Here is a 22,464-nt window from a genome sequence, read left to right as displayed (position 1 = left end):
CAGCACCGCACCGGGTGGCGCGGAGACCCAGAGGAACCACGGGTACTCGAGGCCGGTCGTCAGCGCGACGATCCCCCAGCCGGACACGGCCACCGGCGCCGGCACCTCGACGAGCGTCGTCACCGGGGGATCCGTTCGGTCATCCAGGCGATCCGCTCGGCGGCGTCGACGTCGTACACCGGGTCGCCGTCGAGGGGGACCGCAGTGGCCACCGTGCAGTCGGCGAACAGGTCGACCCGGCTCAGCGACGCCCCCGCGACCCCGCGCAACCGCCCCACCGGCGGGAACACGTCCACCTGGTGGACCAGCGCGGGCGCGACCCACACCGGGATCCCGGCGAGCACGCCCGCCCCGGCGTGGTGGGCGTGCCCGCACACGATCATCCGGACGTCCGAGCCGGCCAGGACCTCACCGAGCTTCTCCGGCTCCCGCAGCCGCAGCAGGTCCACCGACGGGGCCGGCGACGGCAACGGCGGATGGTGCAGGACCAGCACCGTCCCCTCGGGGGCCGGCTCGGCGAGCTCGGCCGCGAGCCACTCCAACTGCTCCGCCCCGAGCCGACCGTGATGGTGGCCCGGGATCGTGCTGTCCAGCGCCACGATCCGCGTCCCCCCGATCCGCAGCGTTCGGTCCGGGGTGCCGAACGCCGCGGTGAAGGGCTCGATCCCGTCGTGGTTGCCCATCACCGGCACGACCGGGACACCCACCGGCTCGAGCAGGCGGCGCAACGTGTCGTAGGCCTCCGGCCTGCCGTCCGCGGCGAGGTCACCCGGCAGGATCAGCGCGTCCGGCGGGGTGCCCGCGCCGATCCGGGCCAGGGCCCTCGACAGTGCCGCGGCGGACTCCGGGTCCGGGGTCAGGTGGATGTCGGAGACGACGGCGAGCCAGCTCACGGGCTCTCCAGCAGGGCTTGGCCCCGCTCCTGGGCGGCGGTCAGGGTGGCCTGCGGATCCGCCCCCTGCAGCACGACCTGCTCGACGGCGTCCATCATCCCGTCGCGGATCTGGAGGTAGTCCTCGCCCGGGAACGACACCCAGGGCTCCATCCGGTTGAGCTGGTCGATGTTGATGGCGGTGGTCGGGTTGGTGGCGGCCCAGTCCGCGAGCGTGGAGTCCATCAGGCCGGTGCGCAGCGGCAGGTAGCCGATGTTCTTCGCGATCTGGGTGAACGCCTCGTCACTGGTCAGGAATGTGATGAGCTCCCAGGCCGCGCGCTGGCGGGCCGGGTCGTCGGAGAGCACGTAGAGCGCGGCACCCGAGTTGGTGGGTACCGCCGGGGCGTCGCCGAACGACGGGGTCGCCGCGCCGCGCAGCTCCCAGCCCCCGCCCGCCGCGCCCTTGCCGAACGTGCCCTCCAGGGAGGACGACTCCAGGATCATGCCCAGCTCACCTCGGGCGAACGCCTCGACGGCCTGCTGCTGGGTGAACTTCGGGGTGGCACCGGAGGAGACCATGTCGGCGAGTGTCGAGATCGCCTCCACCGCAGGTGGCTCGGCGTACTGCAGGGTGGAGCGGTCCTCGGAGATCACCCGGCCGCCGTTGGACCGGACGATGCTCTGCAGGCACCAGTCCTTCGCCTGGGTGGTGACGCAGTCCGCGTAGGCACCCTCCTTGCCGGTCGCGGCCACGATCCGGGTGGCCGCGTCGGCGACCTCGGCCCAGGTCGCGGGGGGCGTGGCCGGGTCCAAGCCGGCTGCGGTGAACAGCGACGCGTTGTAGTAGAGCACCGGTGTGGACAGCACGAACGGCACGCCGTAGGTGACACCGTCCAACTGGCCGAGGGTGGTCGTCGCCGGAGCGAACGGATGGGTGCCGCCGAAGTTCTCCTGCACCGTGTCGGCGCCGACGAGATCGTCGAGCGACTTGGCGCCGAGCGAGTCCACCAGGAAACCCATGTCGGAGAACCCGACCTGCGCGACGTCCGGGGCGTTGCCGGTCGCGGCCTGGGTCTGCAGGCTCGACACGGTGTCCGCGGCCGGGTTCGAGCTGGTGCCCTGGGGTTTCTGGGCGGTCACCGTGATGTTCGGGTGCTCGGTGTGGAAGGCCGCGAGGAGCTCCTCGAAGGTGTCGGTCCACGGCCCGGCCTGACCGAAGTTGTAGGACTCGAAGGTGATCGAGACCTGCTGGTCGGGCGCCAGCTCGGGGGCGCGCTCGACGCCACCGGCTGCGGGGGGGGGGGGGGCGCCCCCCCCCCCCCCCCCCGGGGGGGGGGCCCGGGCTCGGGGTCGGGCACTCGTTGACGATGACGCTGGTCGTCGAGCCGGCCTGAACCCGCCACCCGGTGCCGACGACCCGGATCCGCCGACCCCGCAGCCGGCGAGCAGGGCGGACGCGACCAGCACGGCCGCGGCGGGACGGAGATAACGCACGTCGACTCCTCGGGGTTTCAGACCGACGCCATGGCGGCGTGGTCGGGATCGGGGGTTCGGACCAGCCGGCGGCCACCGGCGGCGGAGAACAGGTGGACACGACCGGGGTCGCAGGTCAGGGTGACGTGGTCACCCACGTCGAGCCCGACGGGCCGGGGCCCGCGCAGCGCGATGCGGCCGGCGCCGACATCGAGGTGGGCGACCTCCTCGCCACCGAGGTTCTCGACGAGCCGGACCGTGCCACGCCATTGGGCACCGCTGCCGGCACCATCGGGTGCGATCCGCAGGTGCTCGGGTCGGACTCCGACGAGGACCTCCCGGCCCCCGGACTCCTCCCCGGCGCCCAACGGCACGTCGACGCCGTCGCCGACGGCCCGCAGCCCACCGCCAACGCTGTGCAGCCGGGCGGGGAGCAGACCGATCGCGGGCGAGCCGATGAACCCGGCCACGAACGTCGACGCGGGTGCGTCGTAGACCTCCTGCGGGGTGCCGACCTGCTCCAGCCTGCCCTCGGCGAGCACGGCGATCCGGGTCGCCATCGTCATCGCCTCGACCTGGTCGTGGGTCACGTAGAGGAACGTCGACCCCAGCCTGCGGTGCAGGCCGGTCAGCTCGGCACGGGTCGCGGTGCGCAGCGTCGCGTCCAGGTTGGACAGCGGCTCGTCGAGCAGGAAGGCGCCCGGGTCACGTACCAGCGCCCGGCCCAGCGCCACCCGCTGACGCTGCCCACCCGACAGCTCCCGCGGCCGGCGGCCGAGCAGCTCGCGCAGCCCCAGGACCGAGGCGACCTCGGCCACCCTCGCGTCGACGTCCCGCCGTCGCCGGGCACGCAGCGGGAAACCGATGTTGCGGGCGACGGTCAGATGCGGGTAGAGCGCGTAGCTCTGGAACACCATCGCCAGGTCGCGCTCGCGCGGTGCGACAGCGGTGATGTCACGGTCGTCGAGCAGGATCCGGCCGCCGGTCGGCGGGGTCAGCCCGGCGACCATGCGCAGCAGGGTCGACTTCCCGCAGCCGGACGGGCCGAGCAGGACGAGGAACTCCCCGTCGGCGACGTCGAGCGAGACACCGTCGACCGCGGTGACGTCGGCGAAACGGCGGGTCAGACCCTCGATCTGGATGCGGCTCACCGCAGGTCTCCTTCGGTAGTGGCCGAGCACGAATGTCAGCAGCGCGACACGGCACGGTGGTGAACGAACGGTGTCCGGTCGTCGCGAGGACCGGGTCCGGTGCCGTACCAACGGGCCGTCAGCCTGCGACGATCGGCGATTCCGGTAGATCGATCAGAAATCGAGCACGATCCCTGCGGCCTCGATCGCAGAGGGGCGCCCGCCAGGACCTGCATGGCCACCCCGGTGCGCGACGACTGCCTCGAACGGGAGTTCGGCCCGGCGACTTCGGTCATCGGACGGACACCTCTGCGGCACCGGCACCGGCCCGATCCGCATCAGCGAGTCGTGGGGTCGCTCCGCTCACGTCCTGCGCAGGTTCGAGATCGTGGGAGATCGACCCGTCCTCGTCCAACCGGCGCGGTGGCTGCTGTGTGGGCCGGTGATCTCCCGGGGCCGCGGACGGGGTTGTCGGGGCCCCGGCGAGCCCGGTCTAGGCTCGGCCCGTGCACCGCCCACGGCTCGTCGCCCTGGACATCGACGGCACGATCGTCGACGGCCGCAACCCCCCGTCCCCCGCCGTGCAGGCGGCGATCACCGCGGCCGCCGATCACGCCGAGGTGATGCTCTGCACCGGCCGCACGGTGATCGGCGCGGCCGTCGCGCTCGACCAGATCGGGCTCACCGGTGGCGTCACGCTGACCTCGAACGGTGCCGTCGAGATGGACACCGCGTCCCGCGAGGTGCTGTCGGTGGCCCGGTTCGACGTCACCGCGGCCCTGGGCCGGCTGCGGGAGTTGTTCCCGGGCGCCGTGTTCGCCGCCGAGCACGTCGGCGTCGGACAGCGGGTCAGCGGCCCGTTCCCGGACGGCCTGCTCGCCGGGACCGTCACCGAGGTCGGGCATGCCGGTCTGCTGCGCGAACCGACGCCGAAGCTGATCGCCTACTGGCCGGGCCGGACCCCGGCCGAGACCGCGGCGCGGGCCGCCGCACTCGACGTCGACGGTGTCACGATGACCCTCGATCACGAGCTGCCCTGGGTGACGCTGGTCCCGGCCGGGGTGTCCAAGGCCTCCGGCCTGGCCCGGGTCGCCGCGCGGTTGGGCATCGACCGGTCCGAGGTGCTGGCCGTCGGCGACGGGGACAACGACCGCGAGATGCTCCGCTGGGCCGGGCACGGGATCGCGATGGGGCAGGCGCCGGACGAGGTCCGGGCGGACGCCGACGAGACCACCGCATCGGTCACCGACGACGGTCTCGCCGCCGCGCTGCGGCGGTTCTTCTAACCGCGCAGCGCGACCGGGGTGCCTGCGACCAGCGGCGTCGTCGGTTCCAGGGCGGCACCACAGGACGGCGGCCGCGGCGGCAGGCTGCCGTCGGCGCACACGTCCACCGCCCAGCGGCGGCCCCCACGGTCCCGGACGACGACCGGGCCCGGACCGTCCACCGGCTGCACGAGCAGCGCGCCGGCGTCGCCGATACCGGTGTGCTCGCGCACCGCGAGCTCGGCGACCTGCGCCACCGGGTCCAACCCGGCGTGTCCGCGGCACGACCACGGGTCGACGTTCCCCTCGCCGGCCGCCTTGAGCGCGGCGAGGGCGCTGCCGGTGTCGAGCCTGCCGTAGGCGTAACCGGTGGGCAGCACCAGCGCGGTCGGGGCGAACCGGTGCCCGCCCAGGTGTGTGCACTCCCAGACATCGGCGGACTCGGCGGCCAGCTCCGCGGCGAGTGCCCGGCCCCGGACGGCGCAGCACACGTCGCGTCTGCCGTGCGCGCAGACGAGCAGCACCGGATCGGTGACCGGCTCACCGGCCTCCGGGTCGAACGTGATCCCGGCCAGGTCGTCGGTGGAGCGGACCGTGCGGCTGGTCACCCGGGACGCACCGGGGACGAGATCCGCGACGTAGACGGTGCGCGCTCCGTCGCAGTCCCGCCCGGCCCGGCCGGTGCGCCGGATCAGCAGCAGCACGATGCCGTCGGCACGGAGCCGGTGGAACAGCTCGGTGACATCGGGGTCGGAATGATCGGCGACGGTGCGCGGCCACGCACCGACGTGCTCCACCGCGACCAGCCGGCGCGCCGCCGGGGCGGTACCCGCGAGCGGTTCACCGGCGGCCCTGCTGAGCACGGCACAGCCGGTGCCCTGCCGGGCAGGGGCGGGCGCGGGAGCGTGCTGCGCGGCCGTCACCGTCATCGGGTCAGTGTAGGGAAGCCGACCCTAAGTTCAAGTCGGGATCGGGCTCGCCACCCGGTCGAGGGTCACTCCCGGCCGGGCAGCTCCGCTCGCAACACCTTGCCGGTCTGGTTGCGCGGCAACTCATCCAGGAAGTGCACGTCCCGCGGGACCGCGAACTTCGCCAGGTCGGAACGGACCTTCGCGCGGATGGTGTCGGCCGTCACAGTGCCCTCTGTGCGGTCGGGATCGCGCACGACCCAGGCCGCCAGCCGCTGGCCGTACTCCTCGTCCTCGACGCCGAGCACGCAGGCCTCGCGCACGCCCGGCATCCCGGACACGAGATCCTCGACCGGACCGGGGTGCACGTTCTCCCCGCCGGAGACGATCATGTCGTCGGCCCGGCCGGTCAGGAACAACCTGCCCTGCTCGTCGAGGTGCCCGACGTCGCCGGTCCCGAGCAGCCCGTCCCGTTCCTCCAGGCCCGCCTCGCCGCCGGTGTAACCGTCGAACGGCAGGTCGTTGCCCACGAACACCCGGCCCGGCACGCCGGGTGCGGCGGGCTCGTCGTTCTCGTCGAGGACCACCAGGGTGGTGCCCGCCGGCGCCCGGCCCGCGGTGCCAGGGGCGTCGCGCAGATCCTGCGGCCCGGCGATTGAGACCCAGGAGACCTCGGTGGAGCCGTAGAGGTTGTAGAGGCAGTCACCGAACCGGTCCATGAACGCGCCCGCCAGCCCGCCCGGCAGCGCCGAGCCGGAGACAGCGACGATCCGCGGGGCGTGCGACGAGCCCCATCCCGTCGCCCCGGAGTCGAGCACCCGCTGCAGCATCACCGGCACCGCGAACACGGTCGTGCAGCGATGGTGCGTCACCGCGGCCCGGAAATCCTCGGGGGTGAACTTGCGGCGCAGGACGATCGTGGCGCCGTGCAGCGCCGCCAGCAGCAGACCGGCGTTGCCCCAGGTGTGGAACAGGGGAGCGGCGATGTGCACCGGTTCCGCCGCGCGCAGCGGGATCGCGGAGAGGATCGACGCCGCCGGGGCGAGCGTGGACGGGTGCGGCCGCTTGGCGCCCTTCGGGGTCCCGGTGGTCCCCGAGGTCAGCACGATCTGCTTCGAAGGCTCCGGCCGGAACGGCAGCTCACCCGGACCGCTGCGGGCGACCATCGCCTCGAGGTCGTCCAGCACCCGGTCACCGGCCGGGCGCGGGCCGTCCGGCGTGCTCGTCAGCACCACCCGCGGACCGGCCGGGACGATCTCCAGGAAGTCCTGGTCGGCGACGACGGTGTGCAGCCCCTGCTGCTCCTGGACGCCGCGCATCTGCTCGGCGGACAACCCGGTGTTGACCAGGACGACGTCGGCGCCCACCTTCCCGGCGGCGACCATCGCCTCGATCGGGGCACGGGCGTTGCGGCACAGGATGCCGACCGGCGCACCGGGGCCCGCGCCGGAGTCGAGCAGGGCCAGTGCCAGCCGATCGGTGCGCTCCTCCAGCTCCTGGTAGGTGGTGACGCCGTCGTCGTCGACCACGGCCAGCCGGTAGGGGTGGCGGGCGGCGCCGACCGCGAAGGCGGCGGTGATGCTGTGGCCGTAGCGCACCAGGGCGCGTCCCATGCCGAACAGCCGGCCGGGGCCCACCGGGCGGACGACGCCGGACCGGGCCAGCGCGACCCCCGCGCGTGCGGTGCCGCTGCCGAGCTCGTAGGCGGTGCGGGCGGTGCCGGTCAGATTCCGGATCAGCGGGGAGGCGGCCATGAAGCGAAGTCTCGCAGGGGCATCCGGCCGGCGGCCGGACCCGTTGCGGTGATCTGTGTCAGAGCTCACGGGGTATGTCCGTCATGTTTCGTAGAGTGAAGACGAAGTATCCGTCGGTGACCCACCGGTCGCCACCCTCCACCACACACCGTCGGGGATCCTGATGCGTCTGTACCTGCCTGCCCGCACGTCCGCCTCCGCCCGGCCACTCGTCCGGGCCGGCCGCCCGGCCAAGGCAATGCCCGGTTTCGGAGGGATCGCCGGCGTCTGCCGGTGCGGCGCGCCACGTCCCGCCGACGCGCGGACCCTGCCCTGGCGGGACTGCCCGGCCTGTACCCCGCAGCGGGTGCGCGCGGGGCGCTGAGCGTGCCGGGCGGCACCGGGCCGGAGATGCGGCTGCGCGCCCTCGAGCGCGACGACCTCCCGTTCGTGCACGGACTGTCGAACGACTCCGGGATCATGTCCTACTGGTTCGAGGAGCCCTACGAGGCGCTCGTCGAGCTGCAGCAGATCTACGACCGGCACGTGCACGACAGCCGGGAGCGCCGCTTCATCATCGACTGCGCGGGGGAGCGGGCCGGCCTGGTCGAGCTGGTGGAGATCGACTACATCCACCGCAACGCCGAGTTCCAGATCATCGTGCATCCCGGTCACCAGGGGCGTGGGCTGGCCGGGCGGGCGACCCGGGCCGCACTCGACTACGCCTTCGGTGTGCTGAACCTGCACAAGATCTACCTGGTCGTCGACGTCGAGAACCCGCGGGCGGTGCGCGTGTACGAGAAGACCGGGTTCACCGTCGAGGGGACCCTGCGCGAGGAGTACTTCGCCGACGGGCGCTACCGGGACGCCTACCGGATGGCGATCCTGCAGCGCGAGCATCTCGGCCGGAGCTGATCTCCCGGGGCCCGAGCCGGCCGGCAGGGAGGGGGACCCGCCGGCCGGCCCGGTGGGCGCCGGCCGCGGGCATGCGGCCGACGTCCGGCAGGTCGACGCCAGGCGGGTCGCGGCCGGCCGGTGACCGGCCGGCCGGCGCGGACGGGGCCGGGCCGGGCCCCGTCCCGGCCCGGGTGACGACCCGTCTGACGAGGACATCGCCGAACAGTACTCGACGGGTGCGTGACGATGTCAATGTTCTCCTCGGAGGAGCCTGTGAGCTGCGGAGATCGTGTTTTCGACAAGCTATCTGCGATGTCGCCGTCGGCGCCGTCGCGGGTGTGTCACCGTTGACCGCGCGGCGCGGGGAACGGGTCGCGACGGGAGGCCGGGCCGGGCCCGCGCGGGTAGGCTCCGGATCGATGTCCGGACCGCCGTCCGCGCGTGACGCGTACCCGATCGACCGGCTCGCGGCGCAGGCCGGGATGACCGTGCGCAACGTGCGCGCCCACCTCTCCCGCGGTCTGCTCCCGCCGGGTGAGATGCGCGGGCGCACGGCCTGGTACGGGCCCGAACACCTGGCCCGCCTGGAGCTGATCGCCGGCCTGCAGCGGCGCGGGTTCTCGCTCGCCGCGATCGGCGTCCTGATCAACCAGACGCCCTCGGGCAGCGCCGAGGACGCGCTTCGGCTCTACCGGGGCATGCTCGCCCCCTGGCAGCCCGAGGAGCCGGAGGAGATCGACGAGGACGACTTCGCACTCTGGGCGGGCACCGAGCTGAGCGCCGCGGCGACGGCGCGGCTCACCGGGTCCGGGCTGGTGGACCGGCCCCGGCCGGGGCGGCTGCGGATCCTCAACCCGTCGATGGTGCGGGCCGGGGCGCACGCCGTCGCGCTCGGACTCTCACCGGAGGCCGTCGTGGCGGCGGGGGCGGAGCTGCAGGTGCGCACCCGGGAGATCGCCGAGGTGTTCGTCGGGTTGTTCCGCGACGAGGTGTGGCGGCGGCACGTGGAGGCCGGTCTGCCGCGCAGCGGCATCGCCGACCTGCGGACGGCGGTGGAGGCGTTGCAGCCGGTGGCGACCCGGTCGCTGCTGGGCGCGTTCCGGCAGACCATGCAGGAGGCGATGGACGACTTCATCGGGGAGCTGTCCACCGACCTGGCACCCACCGACCCCGCACCCACCGACGGGTAGCCCGGCCGTGCGCCCGGGGCGGGCGACGAACCGTCGGGTCGGGGCTGCTGGTGTCGGTCTCGATGCCGACATCGGTGTCAGCGGGCGCGCCAGTAGCCCGTCGCGTAGACGGCGCGCCGATCGAACCCCCGATCGGTGAGCAGGTGCTCGCGCAGCTCCTTCACCGCCGCCGACTCGCCGGACAGCCACGCCTGCCCGCGCCCCGGCGGCACGGTGGCCGCGCGGACCGCGCGGACCAGCGGCCCGCCGGGCGGCGCGTCGCCCCGATGCACCCACCGGACCTCGGCCGTTCCGGGGAGCGGCTGTTCCTCACCGGCATCGGCGACCTCGACGACGGCCTGCACGGGGACCGCGGGGTGGTCCGAGGCCAGGGTCTCCAGCACGGTGGCGAGGGCGGGAAGCGCGGACTCGTCACCGATGAGGAGGTGGTGCTCGGCGTCCGGATCGGGCTCCCAGCGGCCGCCCGGCTCGGAGACCCCGACCCAGGCGCCGGGCCGGGCCGTCACCGCCCATGCCGCGGCGGGGCCGTGGCCGGCGTGCACGACGAAGTCGACGTCCAGCTCGCCGTGCTCGCCCGCGTCCGGGGAGAAGCGGCGGACGGTGTAGGTGCGGATCGCGGGTCGGGCCGCACCGGCCGGCCAGACCGGGCCCCCGGTGCCGGCCCGCGGTACGGCGGGACGCTCCTGGCCCTGCACCGGGAAGAACATCTTGATCCGGCGGTCCGGGCCGTGCCCGGGGAATCCGGCCAGCTCCGCACCGGTCAGGGTGACCCGGACCATCGCGGGGGTGATCCGCTCGGTGCGGGCGACCTGCAGCAGGCGGGGTGCGGTCGTGCTCATGGCGGTCCAGTCTCCCGGACGCCGCCTGCGGGCCGGCCCGCGGCCCGCAGGCCCGCCGTTCGCCCCAGCCCGGCCAGTCCGGCCCAGGCCACCTCCATCAGGTACTCGGTCGCCTGCTCGGCGGTGACGGACTCGTCCTGTCCGCGCCACACCGCGAGCCGCTCGCACGCGCCGACGATCACCTGCGCCCAGCCGGTCAGCCGTTCCGGTGCGGTGCCGGGCACCTGCGCGGCGAGGAGCGCGGCGATGAAGTCGGTCTGCTGGGTGCGGATCTCCTCCAGCGCCGCGTCGGCGACCCCGGCCTCGGAGCAGAACAGCTGCCACGCGGGGGCTCGCCGGTCGAGGTAGGTGAAGAAGGCCAGCGTGCCGTCACGCAGCATCGACTCCGGGTCGGCCGCACCGGCGGCCGCTGCCGCGACCACCTCGAGCAGCTCGGACCGTGCCCGCGAGATCGCGGCGAGCAGCAGCCCCTCCTTGGAGCCGAAGTGGGCGTAGAGCACCGGCTTGGTGACGCCGACCCGCTCGGCGACGGCGTCCATCGAGGTGGCGGCGTACCCGCGCTCCCCGAACACGGCGACGGCGGCGTCCACGATCTGGCGTTCCCGCTCGGCCCGCGGCACCCGGCGGCGCACGGTCCGAACGGCCTGGGGGCTCATGGCCGGGACGTTACCGGCAGTAGGTTACCCCTGGTATGTTACCGCTGGTAACAGTGAGGAAGGTCGGATGTCCGGGCAGATCGACACGCTGATCGTCGGGAGCGGGTTCACCGGGCTGGGCGCCGCCGTCCGGCTGGACGAGGCGGGCCGCCGGAACTGGCTGATGCTGGAGAAGGCGGACGCCCTCGGTGGGACCTGGCGGGACAACGTCTACCCGGGGTGCGCCTGCGACGTCGAGTCGCACCTGTACTCGTTCTCGTTCTTCCCCAACCATGACTGGAGCCGTACCTTCGCCCGCCAGGCCGAGATCCGCTCCTACCTGGAGGACGTCGCCGACCACTACCGGCTGCGTGAGCGGATCCGGTTCGGTGCGCACGTCACCGGCGCCGAGTGGGACGGCCGTGGCTGGGACGTAGTGCTGGCCGACGGCTCGGTGCTCCGCGCCCGCTACGTGATCGTCGGGACCGGTGCCCTGCACGAGCCCGCCGTCCCCCAGATCGAGGGGATGGACCGGTTCGCCGGCGCCGCGTTCCACTCCGCGCGCTGGCCCGCGGGCCACGACCTGCGCGGCAAGCGGGTCGCGGTGATCGGGACCGGCGCGTCCGCGATCCAGCTCGTGCCCGCCGTCGCCCCCGTCGCCGAGCACCTCACGGTCTTCCAGCGCACCGCGCCGTGGGTGCTGCCCAAGCCGGACAAGCCGATCCACGACCGGACCCGCAGGGCGTTCCGCCGGGTCCCCGGACTGCGCGCCGGCTACCGCGCCGCGCTCTACTGGCGGCACGAGGCGATGGTGCTCGGCTTCCTGCACCCGCGGGTCATGCGGGTCGCCGAACAGGTCGCCCGGTTGTACCTGCACCGGGTGTTCGCCGGTGACCCGGAGCTGCGGCGCGCCGTCACCCCGGAGTTCACGATGGGGTGCAAACGGGTCCTGATGAGCAACGACTACTACCCGGCCCTGCGCCGCGACGACGTGACGGTCGAGACCGCGGGGATCGACCGGATCACCGAGCGCGGCATCCGTACCGCCGACGGTGTGCTGCACGAGGTCGACACGATCGTCTTCGGCACCGGGTTCCGGCCCGGCTCGGCGCAGACGGCCGGCCCGGGCCGGATGGCGATCACCGGGCGGGACGGCGTCACGCTGTCCGACGTGTGGCGGGACGGCGCGCAGGCCCTCCACGGCACCACCGTCGCCGGTTTCCCGAACCTGTTCACCATCGTCGGGCCGAACACCGGGCTCGGGCACAGCTCCATGGTCCTCATGATCGAGTCGCAGCTGAACTACGTGCTCGACGCGATGGCCCTGGTCGAGCGCAACGACGCGGTCGCCATCGACACCCGGGCCGACGTGCAGGACGAGCACAACGCCGACCTGCAGCGCAGGCTCGGCACCGCGGTCTGGGGTTCCGGCGGCTGCTCCTCCTGGTATCTCGACGAGCAGGGCAACAACCGCACGCTGTGGCCCGGCTCGACGTCGGCCTTCCGCCGCCGCACCCGCCGGGTCGATCCGGCCGCCCACGAGCTGATCGCCTAACGTGGCGTGCCGTGCACGTCTACGCCCTCGGCATGACCACCCGCTTCCGCGGGATCACCGTCCGGGAGGGGCTGCTGCTGCACGGCCCGGCCGGGTGGGGCGAGTTCTGCCCCTTCCCGGAGTACGACGACCAGGAGTCGACGGCCTGGCTGGCCGCGGCCCGGGAGGCCGCCGAGGACGGCTGGCCCGAACCGGTCCGTGAGCGGGTGCCCGTCAACTGCACGGTGCCCGCCGTCGGTCCGGAGCACGCCCAGCGGATCGTGCGCGCCTCCGGGGCGACGACGGTGAAGGTGAAGGTCGCCGAGCGGGGTGACCCCGCCGGTGCCGACGAGGAACGGGTCGCCGCGGTGCGCGACGCGCTCGGACCGGGCGGGTTGATCCGGGTGGACGCCAACGGTGCCTGGCCGGTCGACGACGCGATCACCGCGATCCGCCGGATCGAGCGGGCGGCCGGGGGGCTGGAGTACGTCGAGCAGCCGTGCGCGACCGTCGAGGAGCTGGCCGCGCTGCGCCGCGCCGTGGACGTCCCGATCGCCGCGGACGAGTCGGTCCGCCGCGCCGACGACCCGATGCGGGTGGTGCGCGCCGAGGCGGCGGACATCGTGGTGCTCAAGGTCGCCCCGCTCGGTGGGGTGCGCCGCGCGCTGCGGATCGCCGCCGAGTGCGGGCTGCCGGTGGTCGTGTCCTCGGCGCTCGAGTCGAGCGTCGGGCTGGCCGCGGGGCTCGCGCTCGCGGGGGCGCTGCCCGAGCTGCGCCACGCCTGCGGGCTGGGCACCGCGTCGTTGCTGGCCGACGACGTCGTCGCCGACGCCGACCGGCTGCTGCCGGTCGGCGGGTACCTCCCGGTGCCCCGGCGCGCCGCGGAACCGGTCCGCCGCGCTGAGGTCGCCGCCCCGCCCGAGCGCGACGCCTGGTGGCGGGCCCGGTACGCCCGGGTCGACGCGCTGCGCTGAGCTCGCACCCCGGTGCGCACACCCCTTCGCCCCCGTGCACACCCGTTGCAGCAGGTGTGTGCCGGGGCGAAGGGGTGTGCAGCGGTCAGTACTGGTTGGCCCTGGCCTCGCGGCGCATCGCGGCGTCGATCACCTTCGCCGGGCCGGGGATCCGGTACTGGCCCTTCACCAGCTTCCCGGCGCTGGGCACCTCGCCCTTGGCGGGCCAGGTCGCCGGGTCCCACAGCGACGAGCGCAGGAACGCCTTCGCACAGTGCAGGAACAGCTCGTCGATCTGCACGACGATCGCCAGCTCCGGGACCGAGCCCCGGACGGCGAGCCGGTCGGCGAAGTCCGGCCGGTGCACGATCCGGGCCCGTCCGTTGACCCGGACGGTGTCGTTCGACCCGGGCACCAGGAAGATCATCCCGACCCGGGGGTCGTGCAGGATGTTGCGCATCGAGTCGAGCCGGTGGTTGCCGCGCCGGTCGGCGAACGCGATCGACCGGCCCTCGTCGAGCACCAGCACGCAGCCGGCGGGATCGCCCCGCGGCGACACGTCGACGCGGTCCGGCCCGGTGGTGGCGAGCAGGAAGAACGGCGACGCGGCGAGCCACTCGGCGGTCACCGCGTCGACCCGGTCCCGCTCCTTCTCCTTGATCGCCTTCGACGGCTCGGCGACGATCTCCCGCAACCGGGCCTCGTCGGTGATGTCCTCCATCTCGCCCCCCTCGTTGTGAGGTGACCCTAACCCGCGGTGGGCGCGGCGGGAAACGGCGGCCTATGGTCGTCGACGTGGGCGTGATCGTGGTCGGGGCCGGCATCGCCGGGGTGACCTGCGCCGGGGAGCTCGCGGCCCGCGGGGTGGACGTCGTGGTGCTGGAGCGGGCCCGCGGCGTCGGCGGGCGGCTGGCGGTGCACCGGCACGACGGGCGCCCGGCCGACATCGGTGCCGCCTACTTCACCGTCTCCGACCAGGAGTTCGACACGCGTGTCCGGCAGTGGCGCCGCGACGGCCTGGTCCGGGAGTGGACCGACACGCTCGCGGTCTTCGAGGGCACGACCCGGATCGGGGACAGCTCCGGCCCGATGCGCTGGGCGGCGCCCGGGGGTCTGCCCTCACTGGTCACCGAGTCCGCACGGGACGTGACGGTGCGCACCGGGTGCGAGGTGGGTGAGATCCGCCCGGGGCCGGACGGGCGTCCGCGGGTGGACGGCGAGCCCTGCGACGCCGTCGTGCTCGCGATGCCGGATCCGCAGGCCGCCCGGTTGCTCGACCCGCACACCGCGGCCGGCGCCGTGGTCGCGGACCGGGAGTGGGATCCAATTCTCGCGCTGACCATCGGGTTCGCCCGTCGCGGCTGGCCCGAGCTGCCCGCCGCGTTCGTCAACGATCACCCGGTGCTGGCGTCGGTGGCCGACGACGGCGACCGGCGCGGCGACCGGGCACCGGTGCTCGTCGCGCACTCGACCGGTGCGCTCGCCCGAGCCCACGAGGCCGCGCCGGAGGCGGCGGTCACCACGATGACGGCGGCCGTCGGACGATTGCTCGGGACCGCGGCGGAGCCGGAGTGGACCCACCAGCACCACTGGCCCTACGCCGCGCCGAGGGAGCGGCGGGACCGGTCGTTCCATCTCGACGACGACGGGATCGGCCTGGCCGGGGACGGTTGGGGCCGGTCCCGGGTGCAGACGGCGTGGCTGTCCGGGCTCCGGCTCGGCCGCGAGCTGGCCGGTCGGCTGGGCGGCTGAGCCGGGCGTTGGGCAGCCGGGCCTGCGGCGCGGGCCGGGCGACCGGGCCTGCGGCGGGCGGGGTGGCTGGGCCGGCCGGCTGAGCCCGGTGGGGAGCGCTGCTCAGCCGGTCGTCGCCGGCTCCCGGGAGAACCGCCGCGCGCCCGGGGCGAGCGCGGCGAGCGCCGGGGCCAGCACGCACACCGCGGCGCAGACCAGCAGCACCGGCTGCAGCCCGAAGGTGGCGATCGCCGGTGCGATCAGCGCCAGCCCGAGCGGGGCGAGCCCGTAGGAGAGCAGGAAGTCCAGCGACGACACCCGGGCCAGCGTCGCCGGGTCGACCTCGCGCTGCACCGCGGTGAACCACGGCACGTTGAACAGTTCGATGCCGATCCCGCACACCACATAGGCCCCGACGACGACCCACACCGGCAGCGGGGTAAGCAGAGCGAGGGGAGCGACCGCGTAGACGCCGAGCCCGGCCAGCGCCGCCCAGCCGCGGGCGACCGGCCGCCACCGGGCGACCAGCACGGCGCCGAGCAGCGCGCCGGCGGTGTAACCGGTGAGCGCGGCGGCGAGCACCGTCGCCCCGCCGTAGGTGTCCCGGCTGACCAGCGGCAGCGCCACCCCGGTCGCCGAGTACCCGGTCGCGATGACCGCGGTCAGCGCACCCAGCCCGGCCAGGAACCACGGGTGCCGCCGGGCCTCGCCGACGCCCTCGGCGAACTCGGCGAGGAAGCCCGGCCGGGCTCCGGCGGGGGCCGGCCGGCGCAGCCCGCGCGGTGGCAGCGCCGCGGCGACCACCCAGAGCGCGGCGATCACCAGCGCGATCACCCGGACCCCGAACGCGGTCGCCAGCAACGCGGTCAGCGCGGGTGCGACCAGCGTGCTGGCCCGCACCGAGAAGGTCATCGCCGCGTTGGCCTGCTGCCGCCGCTCGGCGTCGACGACCTCCACGACCAGCGCCTGGAACGCCGGCCGGCAGGCCCCCTGGCCGGCCCCGGCCAGTGCGCACCCGGCGAGCAGCAGCCAGAGCGGCCCGCCGAGGCCACCGGCCACCGCGACCGACCCGAGCGCGGCCACCGCGCCGGACCAGCCGACGGTCGCCCGGCGCGAGTACCGGTCGGCCAGCACCCCGCTGACCGGGACGGCGGCGAGGAACCCGGCGGTGCGCACCCCGAGTGCGAGCCCGAGCCCGACGGCGGTCACCGAGCCGTCGACGACGGCGAGGCCGAGCACGAAGGGCAACGCCCAGGTGGCCAGGCCGGACGCCGTCGTCCCGCTCCACAGCCGCAGGAAGGCGGGCTCGCGGAGCACCGACCGCGCCGTCACCGGCGCAGCTCCCGCAGGTAGGCGCCGAAGCGCTCCAGGCCGTCGATGTTGCGCGGGCCGGAGATGCCCTCGTTGTAGTCGAGCACGAAGAAGTTGTCGTTCTGCACGGCCGGGACGCTCCGCAGGGTCGGGAGCGACTTAAGGAAGTCGATCTTCTCCTGGGCGGACCGGTCGCCGTAGTCGAGGATCATGATGATCTCGGGCCGGCGTTCGACGACGGTCTCCCAGCCGACGTCGGTCCAGCGGCCGTCGACGTCGTCGAGGATGTTGCGGCCCCCGGCGATGCGGATGATGTCGTTCGGCGGCACCTGGTTGGCCGCGCTGTTCGGCCGGTCGGTGCCGGAGTCGTAGAGGAACACCGACGGCGGCGGGTCCAGCCGGGGCGCGGCCGCCTCGACCGCGGCCACCCGGGCCTGCATGTCGGCGACCACGGCGTCGGCCCGCTCGGGCACACCGAAGATGTCGCCGAGCCGGCGCATGTCCTCGTACAGACCTTCGATCGGGGTGACCCGCTCGGCGAAGCCCGGGTAGTTCCAGCAGCTCTCGGTGTGCATGAAGCTCTGGATGCCGAGCCGGTCGAGCAGCTCGGGGGTGATGCCGCGCTCGTCGCTGAACCCGGACCGCCAGCCGGCGACCACGAGATCGGCGCCCGCGTCGACGACGAGCTCGCGGTTGAGCAGGTCGTCGGAGAGCATCTCGACGCTCGCGTAGTCCTGCGCCCACGGGGACTCGGTGACCGGCGGGTTGGCCGGCGGCATGACGTAGCCGCGGACCTTGTCGGCGAGACCGAGGGCGAAGAGTTTGTCGGCGCTGCCGCCCTCGTAGGCGACCGCGGCCTGCGGCTGGCGGTACTCGACCGGTTGGGCGCAGCGGGGGACGGTCGTCGTGGCAGCGGCGTCGGCGTCCGCCACCTGGGCGCCGCAGCCGGTGGCGGCGATCAGGGTGGCGAGCAGCAACGGCACGGCGCGGGTGGTCCGCACAGGAGCCTCCAGGGTGGGGGTGTTCACGGGAAGTGGGGGGCCGGCAGTGCGTAGAGCAGCCGGGGAGCGCCGGTGAGCGGGTGCGCGACGACGTCGGCGCGCACGCCGAACACCCGTTGCACGAGCTCGGGGGTCAGTACCTGTTCGGGGGTGCCCGCAGCGACCAGCCGGCCGTCGTCGAGCACGCCGACCCGGTCGCAGGCGGCCGCGGCGAGGTTGAGGTCGTGCAGCACGACCAGCACGGTCAGCCCGGCATCGCGCAGCGCGGCGAGCAGGCCGAGCTGGTGGGCGATGTCGAGGTGGTTGGTCGGCTCGTCGAGCACCAGCACCTCGGGTGTCTGGGCCAGCGCGCGGGCGGCGAGCACCCGCTGGCGTTCGCCCCCGGACAGCGTCAGCACCCCGCGATCGGCCAGGTGGGAGACACCGACCCGGGCCATCGCCTCGGTGCAGATCCGTGCGTCCTCCGGGCCGGGGGAGCGGCGCCCGGCCAGGTGCGGTGCCCGGCCGAGGGAGACCAGCTCGGTGACGGTGAAGTCGAGATCGGACCCGTGGTCCTGGGTCATCGCGGCCACCCGGCGCGCGTTCTCGCGCAGCCCGGACTCCGCGAGGTCGTCACCGTCGAGCCGGACGGTGCCGCGGACCGGCCGGAGTGCGCGGTAGATGCAGCGCAGCGCGGTGGACTTGCCGCTGCCGTTGGGACCGACCAGCCCGACGACGGTGCCGGTCGCGACGTCGAGGGACAGCTCGCGCACGATCTCCCGGCCGCCGGCGACGACGGAGATCCCCTTGAGCTCCAGGCCCATCCGGTTCACACCCCGCCGAACACGTAGCCGCGGCGGCGCAGCAGCACCAGGAACACCGGAACACCGACCAGCGCTGTGACCACGCCGAGCGGGAGTTCGCGAGGGGCGACGACGGTGCGGGACAACAGATCGACCCAGACCGCGAGCACCGCGCCGATCAGCGGTGCGAACAGCAGCACCCGCCCGTGCACCGCCCCGGTGACCATCCGCACCAGGTGCGGCACGATCAGCCCGACGAACCCGATCGCGCCGGAGACGGCGACCATCGCACCGGTCATCAGCGAGGTGAGCACGAACAGCCGCCGGCGCACGACGCGGGTGTCCACACCGGAGCTGGCGGCGGTCTCGTCACCCAGTGCGAGCACGTCGAGATCGCGGGCCCAGGACCGCAGCACCACCATGCCGGCCACCACCACGACGGAGACCACCGGCAGTGACTCCCAGGTCGCGGCACCGAAACCGCCGAGGGTCCAGTAGAGCACCGTGGAGGTCGCCTCGCCCTGCGGTACCAGGTAGATCAGCAGCGCCATCGCCGCCTGGAAGGCGTAGGCCAACGCGATGCCGGTGAGCACCAGGCGGAGCGGACTGGTGCCCGCGGGTCCGCGGCGTCGGGCGGCGGCGTGCACCAGCGCGGCCGCGGCGAGCGCGCCGAGGAACGCTCCGACCGACAGCGCGTGGATGCCGGCGACGGCGAGCGCACCGGTCACCATCACGGCGACCGCACCCACCGAGGCACCGGAGGAGATCCCCAGCACGAACGGGTCCGCGAGCGGATTGCGCACCAGCGCCTGGACCGCCACGCCGACCGCGGCGAGACCGGCGCCGACCACCGCGGCGAGCAGCACCCGCGGGGTGCGGAGCTGCCAGATGATCTCGTAGGTCGGCAGCTCGTCGAGGGTGATGGTCCCGCCGGTGAGGGCGGCCGCCAGGTAGCGCAGCGTGTCGGACGGGGGGACGGGTGCGGGCCCGAGCCCGATCGCCAGGACGATCGACACGAGCAGCGCGACGGAGAGCCCGAGGGCACTTCTGATGAACATGATTGTCGTGAGTATTTATCACCCGTCCGGAGCGTTCGCCAGGGGGTGGGGCGTACGACGCGTCACCGTTGCGAGGCCGTATCGATAATGATAGTCGTTAGATCATGACCAGATCACCCGATCCCGTGCTGCTGCGAGAGCTGCCGCCGCTGCCCGCCGACCGGAGCGTCGAACCGGACCGGCCGGCCGGAACACCGCACGCGCGGGGCGCGCACGGCGGGCCCGGGCCCGGGTGTCCGCGGTGAGCGGGACCGTCGCCGACCTGCTGGACAGAGCGCTCACCGGCGGTGGAGGGATCGGGGCGGCCCTGCCCGACGGCGACACCGCCACCAGCGTGTTCTGGCTCGGTCACGGGACCCGCCTGGCCGGCGGCCCGGTCACCTACCGCAACCACTACGTCCTCGTCCGCTGCGGACGCGCGTTCGGGGCGGCCTCGGTGCGCTCCGGTGAGCTCGACCCGGTCGCCTGCCAGGACCTCTCCGGGCGCCCGCTGACCGAGCTGATGGCGCCCGACCAGCCCTGTCCGGTGCGGATCGCCGCACTGGACGCCCGGCTCGCCGCGGCCCGCCCGTTCGCCACGGATCCCGCCGCTGAACGCGTCGAGCTGCCCGCAGGCACCCCGGAGACCAGGGCGCTGGCCCGCGACGCCGCCGTCGCCGGGCTGGTGGACGTGCCCGCCGGGGCCCGAGTGGCCCTGATTGGGGTGGTGAACCCGCTGGTCGCGGCCATCCGGGCGCGCGGCGCGCAGTGCCTGCCGTGCGACCTGGACCTGCGGCGCACCCAGTGGGGCGATCCGGTCTCCGACTCCGCCGACGAGGTGATCGACGCCGCCGACGCGGCCGTCGCGACCGGGATGACGCTGGCCAACGCCACGTTCGACCCGATCGTCGCGCGCTGCCGCGAGCGGGGGGTGCCGCTGACCGTCTACGCCCAGACCGGGGCCGCGGTGGCCCGCGCCTTCCTCGGCGACGGTGTCAGCGCGCTGTCCGCGGAGCCGTTCCCGTTCTCCCAGTTCAGCGCCGACCCGACGGCGCTGTACCGGTACCGGGCCGAGCGGTGAGGACCGGCCACGGATACAGCGGCTGCCACCACGGCGAGCTGCTGCAGGGCTTCTTCCGCGGCCCGGGCGGCACACCGCGGCCCGGACTGGTCACGCTGCCCTCGCCGGCCGCAGGTGTGCACGCCCGGTTCCGGCCGGATCCGGAGCTGACCGGTGTGACGGTCCACCCACCGGGCCGGACCAAGGCGGCCCGCGCCGCCGGGCTCGCGTTGCGCCGGGTCACTCCGCCCGGTGCACCCTGGGGCGGCCGCTTGCGGCTGGCCGGGCCGGTGACGCCCGGGCTGGGAATGGGTTCGTCCACCGCCGACGTCGTGGCCGCGGTGCGGGCGGTCGCCGACGCCTGCGGGGCCGTCCCCGATCCGCACACGGTCGCCCGGATCGCGGTCGCGGCGGAGGGGGCCAGCGACCCCCTGATGTTCGACGACCCGGCCGCCCGGCTGTTCGCCCAGCGCGACGGGGTGGTGGTCGAGGTGCTCGGGCCGTCGCTGCCCCCGCTGCTGGTGCTCGGCTGCCTGCTCGACGGCGGCCGTCCGGTCGACACCCCGGCCGGGGAACCCGCGGTGCCCGCGGCGCGCCTCGTCGACGCCTACGAGGAGCTGCGGGACCGGTTGCGCGCCGCGCTGGCGGTCGGCGACCCGGCGGGGGTGGCCGCCGTCGCCACCCGCAGCGCCCGCCTGCACCGCACCGACGACCAGCTGGACCGGTTGCTCGCCGCCGCGGAGGTGCCGGGGGTGCTGGGCGTGCAGATCGCGCACAGCGGCAGCGTCGCCGGGCTCCTCGTCGACCCGGCCGGTGCCGATCCGGCGGTGGTGGTCGAGCGGGCCGACCGGGCGCTGCGCGCCACCGGGCTCGCGGTGACCGGTCCGTTCGTCGTCGGCACCGGATCGGCGGCGGTCGCGGCGGGAGCGTGCCGGTGAACCCGGTCGGGCACGTCGCCGACGCCGTCGGCCGGCCGGACCTGATCCACCTCGGCGAACGTCTCCACTGTGTGCGGTTCGAGACGATGAAGGTGCTCAGCGCCGACGCGGCCGTCCGGCACCTGCTCGACACCGGACGGGTCGGCCCCGGTGACACCCTGCTCGACTCCTCCAGCGGCATCTACGCGCTCGCGCTCGCGCTCGCCTGCCACCGGTACGGGCTGGGCTGCCACATCGTCGGCTCGACCACCGTGGACGCAGCGGTGCGGGCCCAGCTGGAGCTGCTCGGCGCCACCCTGGACCCGATGCCGCCCTCCGAGGACCTGAAGCTCGACCAGTGCCGGCGGGTCGCGCGGGTGCACGAGCTGCTGGCCGCCCGTCCCCGGCTGCACTGGATGCGCCAGTACCACGACGAGATCCACCAGCTCGGCTACCGACCGGTCGCCGAGATGGTCCGTGACGCGCTCGGCCCGGTCCCGCTGACCGTGGTCGGCGGCGTCGGGTCCGGAGCGTCCACCGGTGCGCTGGCCCGCTACCTGCGGGCCACCGACCCGCCCGGACGGCGGACCCGGTTGGCCGGGGTGCAGCCCTTCGGCAGCGTCACCTTCGGCAGTGAGCACGTCGCCGATCCGGACATCATCATCGCCGGGATCGGCAGCTCGATACCGTTCGGCAACGTCGACCACGCCGCCTACGACGTCGTGCACTGGACCGGCTTCGGGGCCGCGTGCTCCAGTGCGGTGGCGTTGCTGCGCCGGCACGCGGTGTTCGCCGGGTTGTCCGCGGGCGCGGCGCACCTGGCGGCCTGCTGGGAACGGGAGCTGGATCCGGGTCGCACCGTCGTGTTCGTCGCACCCGACACCGGGCACCGCTACGTCGGCGCGGTGTTCGCCCGGCACGCCGAGGTGGCACCGATGGAGCAGCTGGCGCCGCATCCGGTCACCGGCACCGCCGAGCTGGCGTTGCCGTGGTCGCGGATGGAGTGGGCCGGGGCCCCGGCGCCACCCGCGGCGGTACCGGGGCGCGACGCCGAGGCCCAGGCCCCGGCCCGGCGGTCCCGCCCGGCCGGTGTGCACCCGGGCCGCCGCTGACCGCCCGCGCCGGGGCCGCACCCCGGTACGGATCGGAACGGGGCCGCCCGGTGCGGGTGCGGTACGGGAGGGCCGCAGTGCG

21 protein-coding genes are annotated in these 22,464 nt (G+C 74.6%); 9 read left to right on the top strand and 12 right to left on the bottom strand.

Translation table 11 applies throughout. From position 1 onward, the window contains the following. Positions 1–119: 119 nt before the first annotated feature. From AB0J24_RS27170 to AB0J24_RS27160, 3 genes are read right to left on the bottom strand one after another with little or no spacing between them, the layout of a single operon-like run. Positions 120–893 (bottom strand): metallophosphoesterase, encoded by a 774-nt coding sequence (locus AB0J24_RS27170; RefSeq protein WP_358686554.1) that lies wholly within the window; start codon positions 891–893, stop codon positions 120–122. Further along, positions 890–2,341 (bottom strand): ABC transporter substrate-binding protein, encoded by a 1,452-nt coding sequence (locus AB0J24_RS27165; protein ID WP_358686557.1) that lies wholly within the window; start codon positions 2,339–2,341, stop codon positions 890–892. Before AB0J24_RS27165 ends, AB0J24_RS27170 begins: the two co-directional genes overlap by 4 nt. Before the next feature lie 44 nt (positions 2,342–2,385). Beyond that, on the bottom strand, positions 2,386–3,498 hold the full coding sequence (locus AB0J24_RS27160) for an ABC transporter ATP-binding protein (RefSeq protein WP_358686552.1): 1,113 nt from the start codon (positions 3,496–3,498) through the stop codon (positions 2,386–2,388). A 485-nt stretch (positions 3,499–3,983) separates the two neighbouring features. Between AB0J24_RS27160 and AB0J24_RS27155 the strand changes: the two genes are divergently transcribed. Continuing rightward, positions 3,984–4,763, top strand: coding sequence for an HAD family hydrolase (locus tag AB0J24_RS27155; RefSeq protein WP_358686550.1), 780 nt, complete (start codon positions 3,984–3,986; stop codon positions 4,761–4,763). Here the strand turns inward: AB0J24_RS27155 and AB0J24_RS27150 are convergent. Continuing rightward, entirely contained in the window at positions 4,760–5,671 is a 912-nt protein-coding gene (locus AB0J24_RS27150) for a sucrase ferredoxin (protein ID WP_358686548.1), read from the bottom strand. The genes AB0J24_RS27155 and AB0J24_RS27150 overlap by 4 nt on opposite strands. Positions 5,672–5,736: 65 nt before the next feature. Next, positions 5,737–7,404, bottom strand: coding sequence for an AMP-binding protein (locus AB0J24_RS27145; protein ID WP_358686545.1), 1,668 nt, complete (start codon positions 7,402–7,404; stop codon positions 5,737–5,739). 273 nt (positions 7,405–7,677) lie between these two features. Here AB0J24_RS27145 and speG point away from each other — a divergent pair, with 273 nt between their 5' ends. Together speG and AB0J24_RS27135 are read left to right on the top strand one after the other, a co-directional pair. Next, complete coding sequence (gene speG, locus AB0J24_RS27140; protein ID WP_358686542.1) at positions 7,678–8,298, top strand: spermidine N1-acetyltransferase; 621 nt, start codon at positions 7,678–7,680, stop codon at positions 8,296–8,298. A gap of 401 nt (positions 8,299–8,699) precedes the next feature. After that, on the top strand, positions 8,700–9,470 hold the full coding sequence (locus AB0J24_RS27135) for a MerR family transcriptional regulator (RefSeq protein ID WP_358686540.1): 771 nt from the start codon (positions 8,700–8,702) through the stop codon (positions 9,468–9,470). A gap of 77 nt (positions 9,471–9,547) precedes the next feature. Here AB0J24_RS27135 and AB0J24_RS27130 read toward each other — a convergent pair whose 3' ends face one another. Further along, positions 9,548–10,309 carry a siderophore-interacting protein gene (locus AB0J24_RS27130; RefSeq protein WP_358686537.1) on the bottom strand — a complete coding sequence of 254 codons (762 nt, stop codon included), beginning with the start codon at positions 10,307–10,309 and terminating at the stop codon, positions 9,548–9,550. Continuing rightward, on the bottom strand, positions 10,306–10,965 hold the full coding sequence (locus tag AB0J24_RS27125) for a TetR/AcrR family transcriptional regulator (RefSeq protein WP_358686535.1): 660 nt from the start codon (positions 10,963–10,965) through the stop codon (positions 10,306–10,308). The genes AB0J24_RS27130 and AB0J24_RS27125 overlap by 4 nt, the downstream gene beginning before the upstream one ends. A gap of 67 nt (positions 10,966–11,032) precedes the next feature. Between AB0J24_RS27125 and AB0J24_RS27120 the strand changes: the two genes are divergently transcribed. Both AB0J24_RS27120 and AB0J24_RS27115 read left to right on the top strand, forming a co-directional pair. Then, positions 11,033–12,499: an NAD(P)/FAD-dependent oxidoreductase gene (locus AB0J24_RS27120; RefSeq protein ID WP_358686533.1), complete on the top strand. Its 1,467-nt coding sequence runs from the start codon at positions 11,033–11,035 to the stop codon at positions 12,497–12,499. 11 nt (positions 12,500–12,510) lie between these two features. Beyond that, positions 12,511–13,452 carry an o-succinylbenzoate synthase gene (locus tag AB0J24_RS27115; RefSeq protein ID WP_358686530.1) on the top strand — a complete coding sequence of 314 codons (942 nt, stop codon included), beginning with the start codon at positions 12,511–12,513 and terminating at the stop codon, positions 13,450–13,452. An 85-nt stretch (positions 13,453–13,537) separates the two neighbouring features. On the opposite strand, the gene AB0J24_RS27110 is transcribed toward AB0J24_RS27115, so the two are convergent. Beyond that, positions 13,538–14,152 (bottom strand): MSMEG_1061 family FMN-dependent PPOX-type flavoprotein, encoded by a 615-nt coding sequence (locus AB0J24_RS27110; protein WP_358686528.1) that lies wholly within the window; start codon positions 14,150–14,152, stop codon positions 13,538–13,540. Positions 14,153–14,226: 74 nt separating this feature from the next. On the opposite strand from AB0J24_RS27110, the gene AB0J24_RS27105 reads away from it, so the two are divergent. Beyond that, complete coding sequence (locus AB0J24_RS27105) at positions 14,227–15,183, top strand: FAD-dependent oxidoreductase (protein WP_358686526.1); 957 nt, start codon at positions 14,227–14,229, stop codon at positions 15,181–15,183. Between the two features lie 102 nt (positions 15,184–15,285). On the opposite strand, the gene AB0J24_RS27100 is transcribed toward AB0J24_RS27105, so the two are convergent. Genes AB0J24_RS27100 through AB0J24_RS27085 form a run of 4 tightly spaced genes read right to left on the bottom strand, consistent with a single transcriptional unit; the run spans position 15,286 to position 19,314 of the window. Continuing rightward, positions 15,286–16,494, bottom strand: a complete 1,209-nt coding sequence (locus AB0J24_RS27100) for an MFS transporter (protein ID WP_358686523.1) — start codon at positions 16,492–16,494, stop codon at positions 15,286–15,288. After that, complete coding sequence (locus AB0J24_RS27095; RefSeq protein WP_358686520.1) at positions 16,491–17,474, bottom strand: ABC transporter substrate-binding protein; 984 nt, start codon at positions 17,472–17,474, stop codon at positions 16,491–16,493. Before AB0J24_RS27095 ends, AB0J24_RS27100 begins: the two co-directional genes overlap by 4 nt. 23 nt (positions 17,475–17,497) lie before the next feature. Next, positions 17,498–18,277 (bottom strand): ABC transporter ATP-binding protein, encoded by a 780-nt coding sequence (locus AB0J24_RS27090; RefSeq protein ID WP_358686518.1) that lies wholly within the window; start codon positions 18,275–18,277, stop codon positions 17,498–17,500. A gap of 5 nt (positions 18,278–18,282) precedes the next feature. Continuing rightward, positions 18,283–19,314, bottom strand: coding sequence for an iron ABC transporter permease (locus AB0J24_RS27085; RefSeq protein WP_358686516.1), 1,032 nt, complete (start codon positions 19,312–19,314; stop codon positions 18,283–18,285). Between the two features lie 241 nt (positions 19,315–19,555). Between AB0J24_RS27085 and AB0J24_RS27080 the strand changes: the two genes are divergently transcribed. Genes AB0J24_RS27080 through AB0J24_RS27070 form a run of 3 tightly spaced genes read left to right on the top strand, consistent with a single transcriptional unit; the run spans position 19,556 to position 22,382 of the window. Beyond that, positions 19,556–20,374, top strand: coding sequence for a DUF364 domain-containing protein (locus AB0J24_RS27080; protein WP_358686514.1), 819 nt, complete (start codon positions 19,556–19,558; stop codon positions 20,372–20,374). Beyond that, a complete protein-coding gene (locus AB0J24_RS27075; RefSeq protein ID WP_358686511.1) occupies positions 20,371–21,291 on the top strand; it encodes a GHMP kinase in 921 nt (306 codons plus the stop codon). The genes AB0J24_RS27080 and AB0J24_RS27075 overlap by 4 nt, the downstream gene beginning before the upstream one ends. Further along, a complete protein-coding gene (locus AB0J24_RS27070; RefSeq protein ID WP_358686508.1) occupies positions 21,288–22,382 on the top strand; it encodes a pyridoxal-phosphate dependent enzyme in 1,095 nt (364 codons plus the stop codon). Before AB0J24_RS27075 ends, AB0J24_RS27070 begins: the two co-directional genes overlap by 4 nt. Positions 22,383–22,464: the final 82 nt, after the last annotated feature.

This window comes from Pseudonocardia sp. NPDC049635, assembly GCF_040659795.1.
Lineage (GTDB): Bacteria > Actinomycetota > Actinomycetes > Mycobacteriales > Pseudonocardiaceae > Pseudonocardia.
This window is presented reverse-complemented; position numbering and strand designations above follow the sequence as displayed.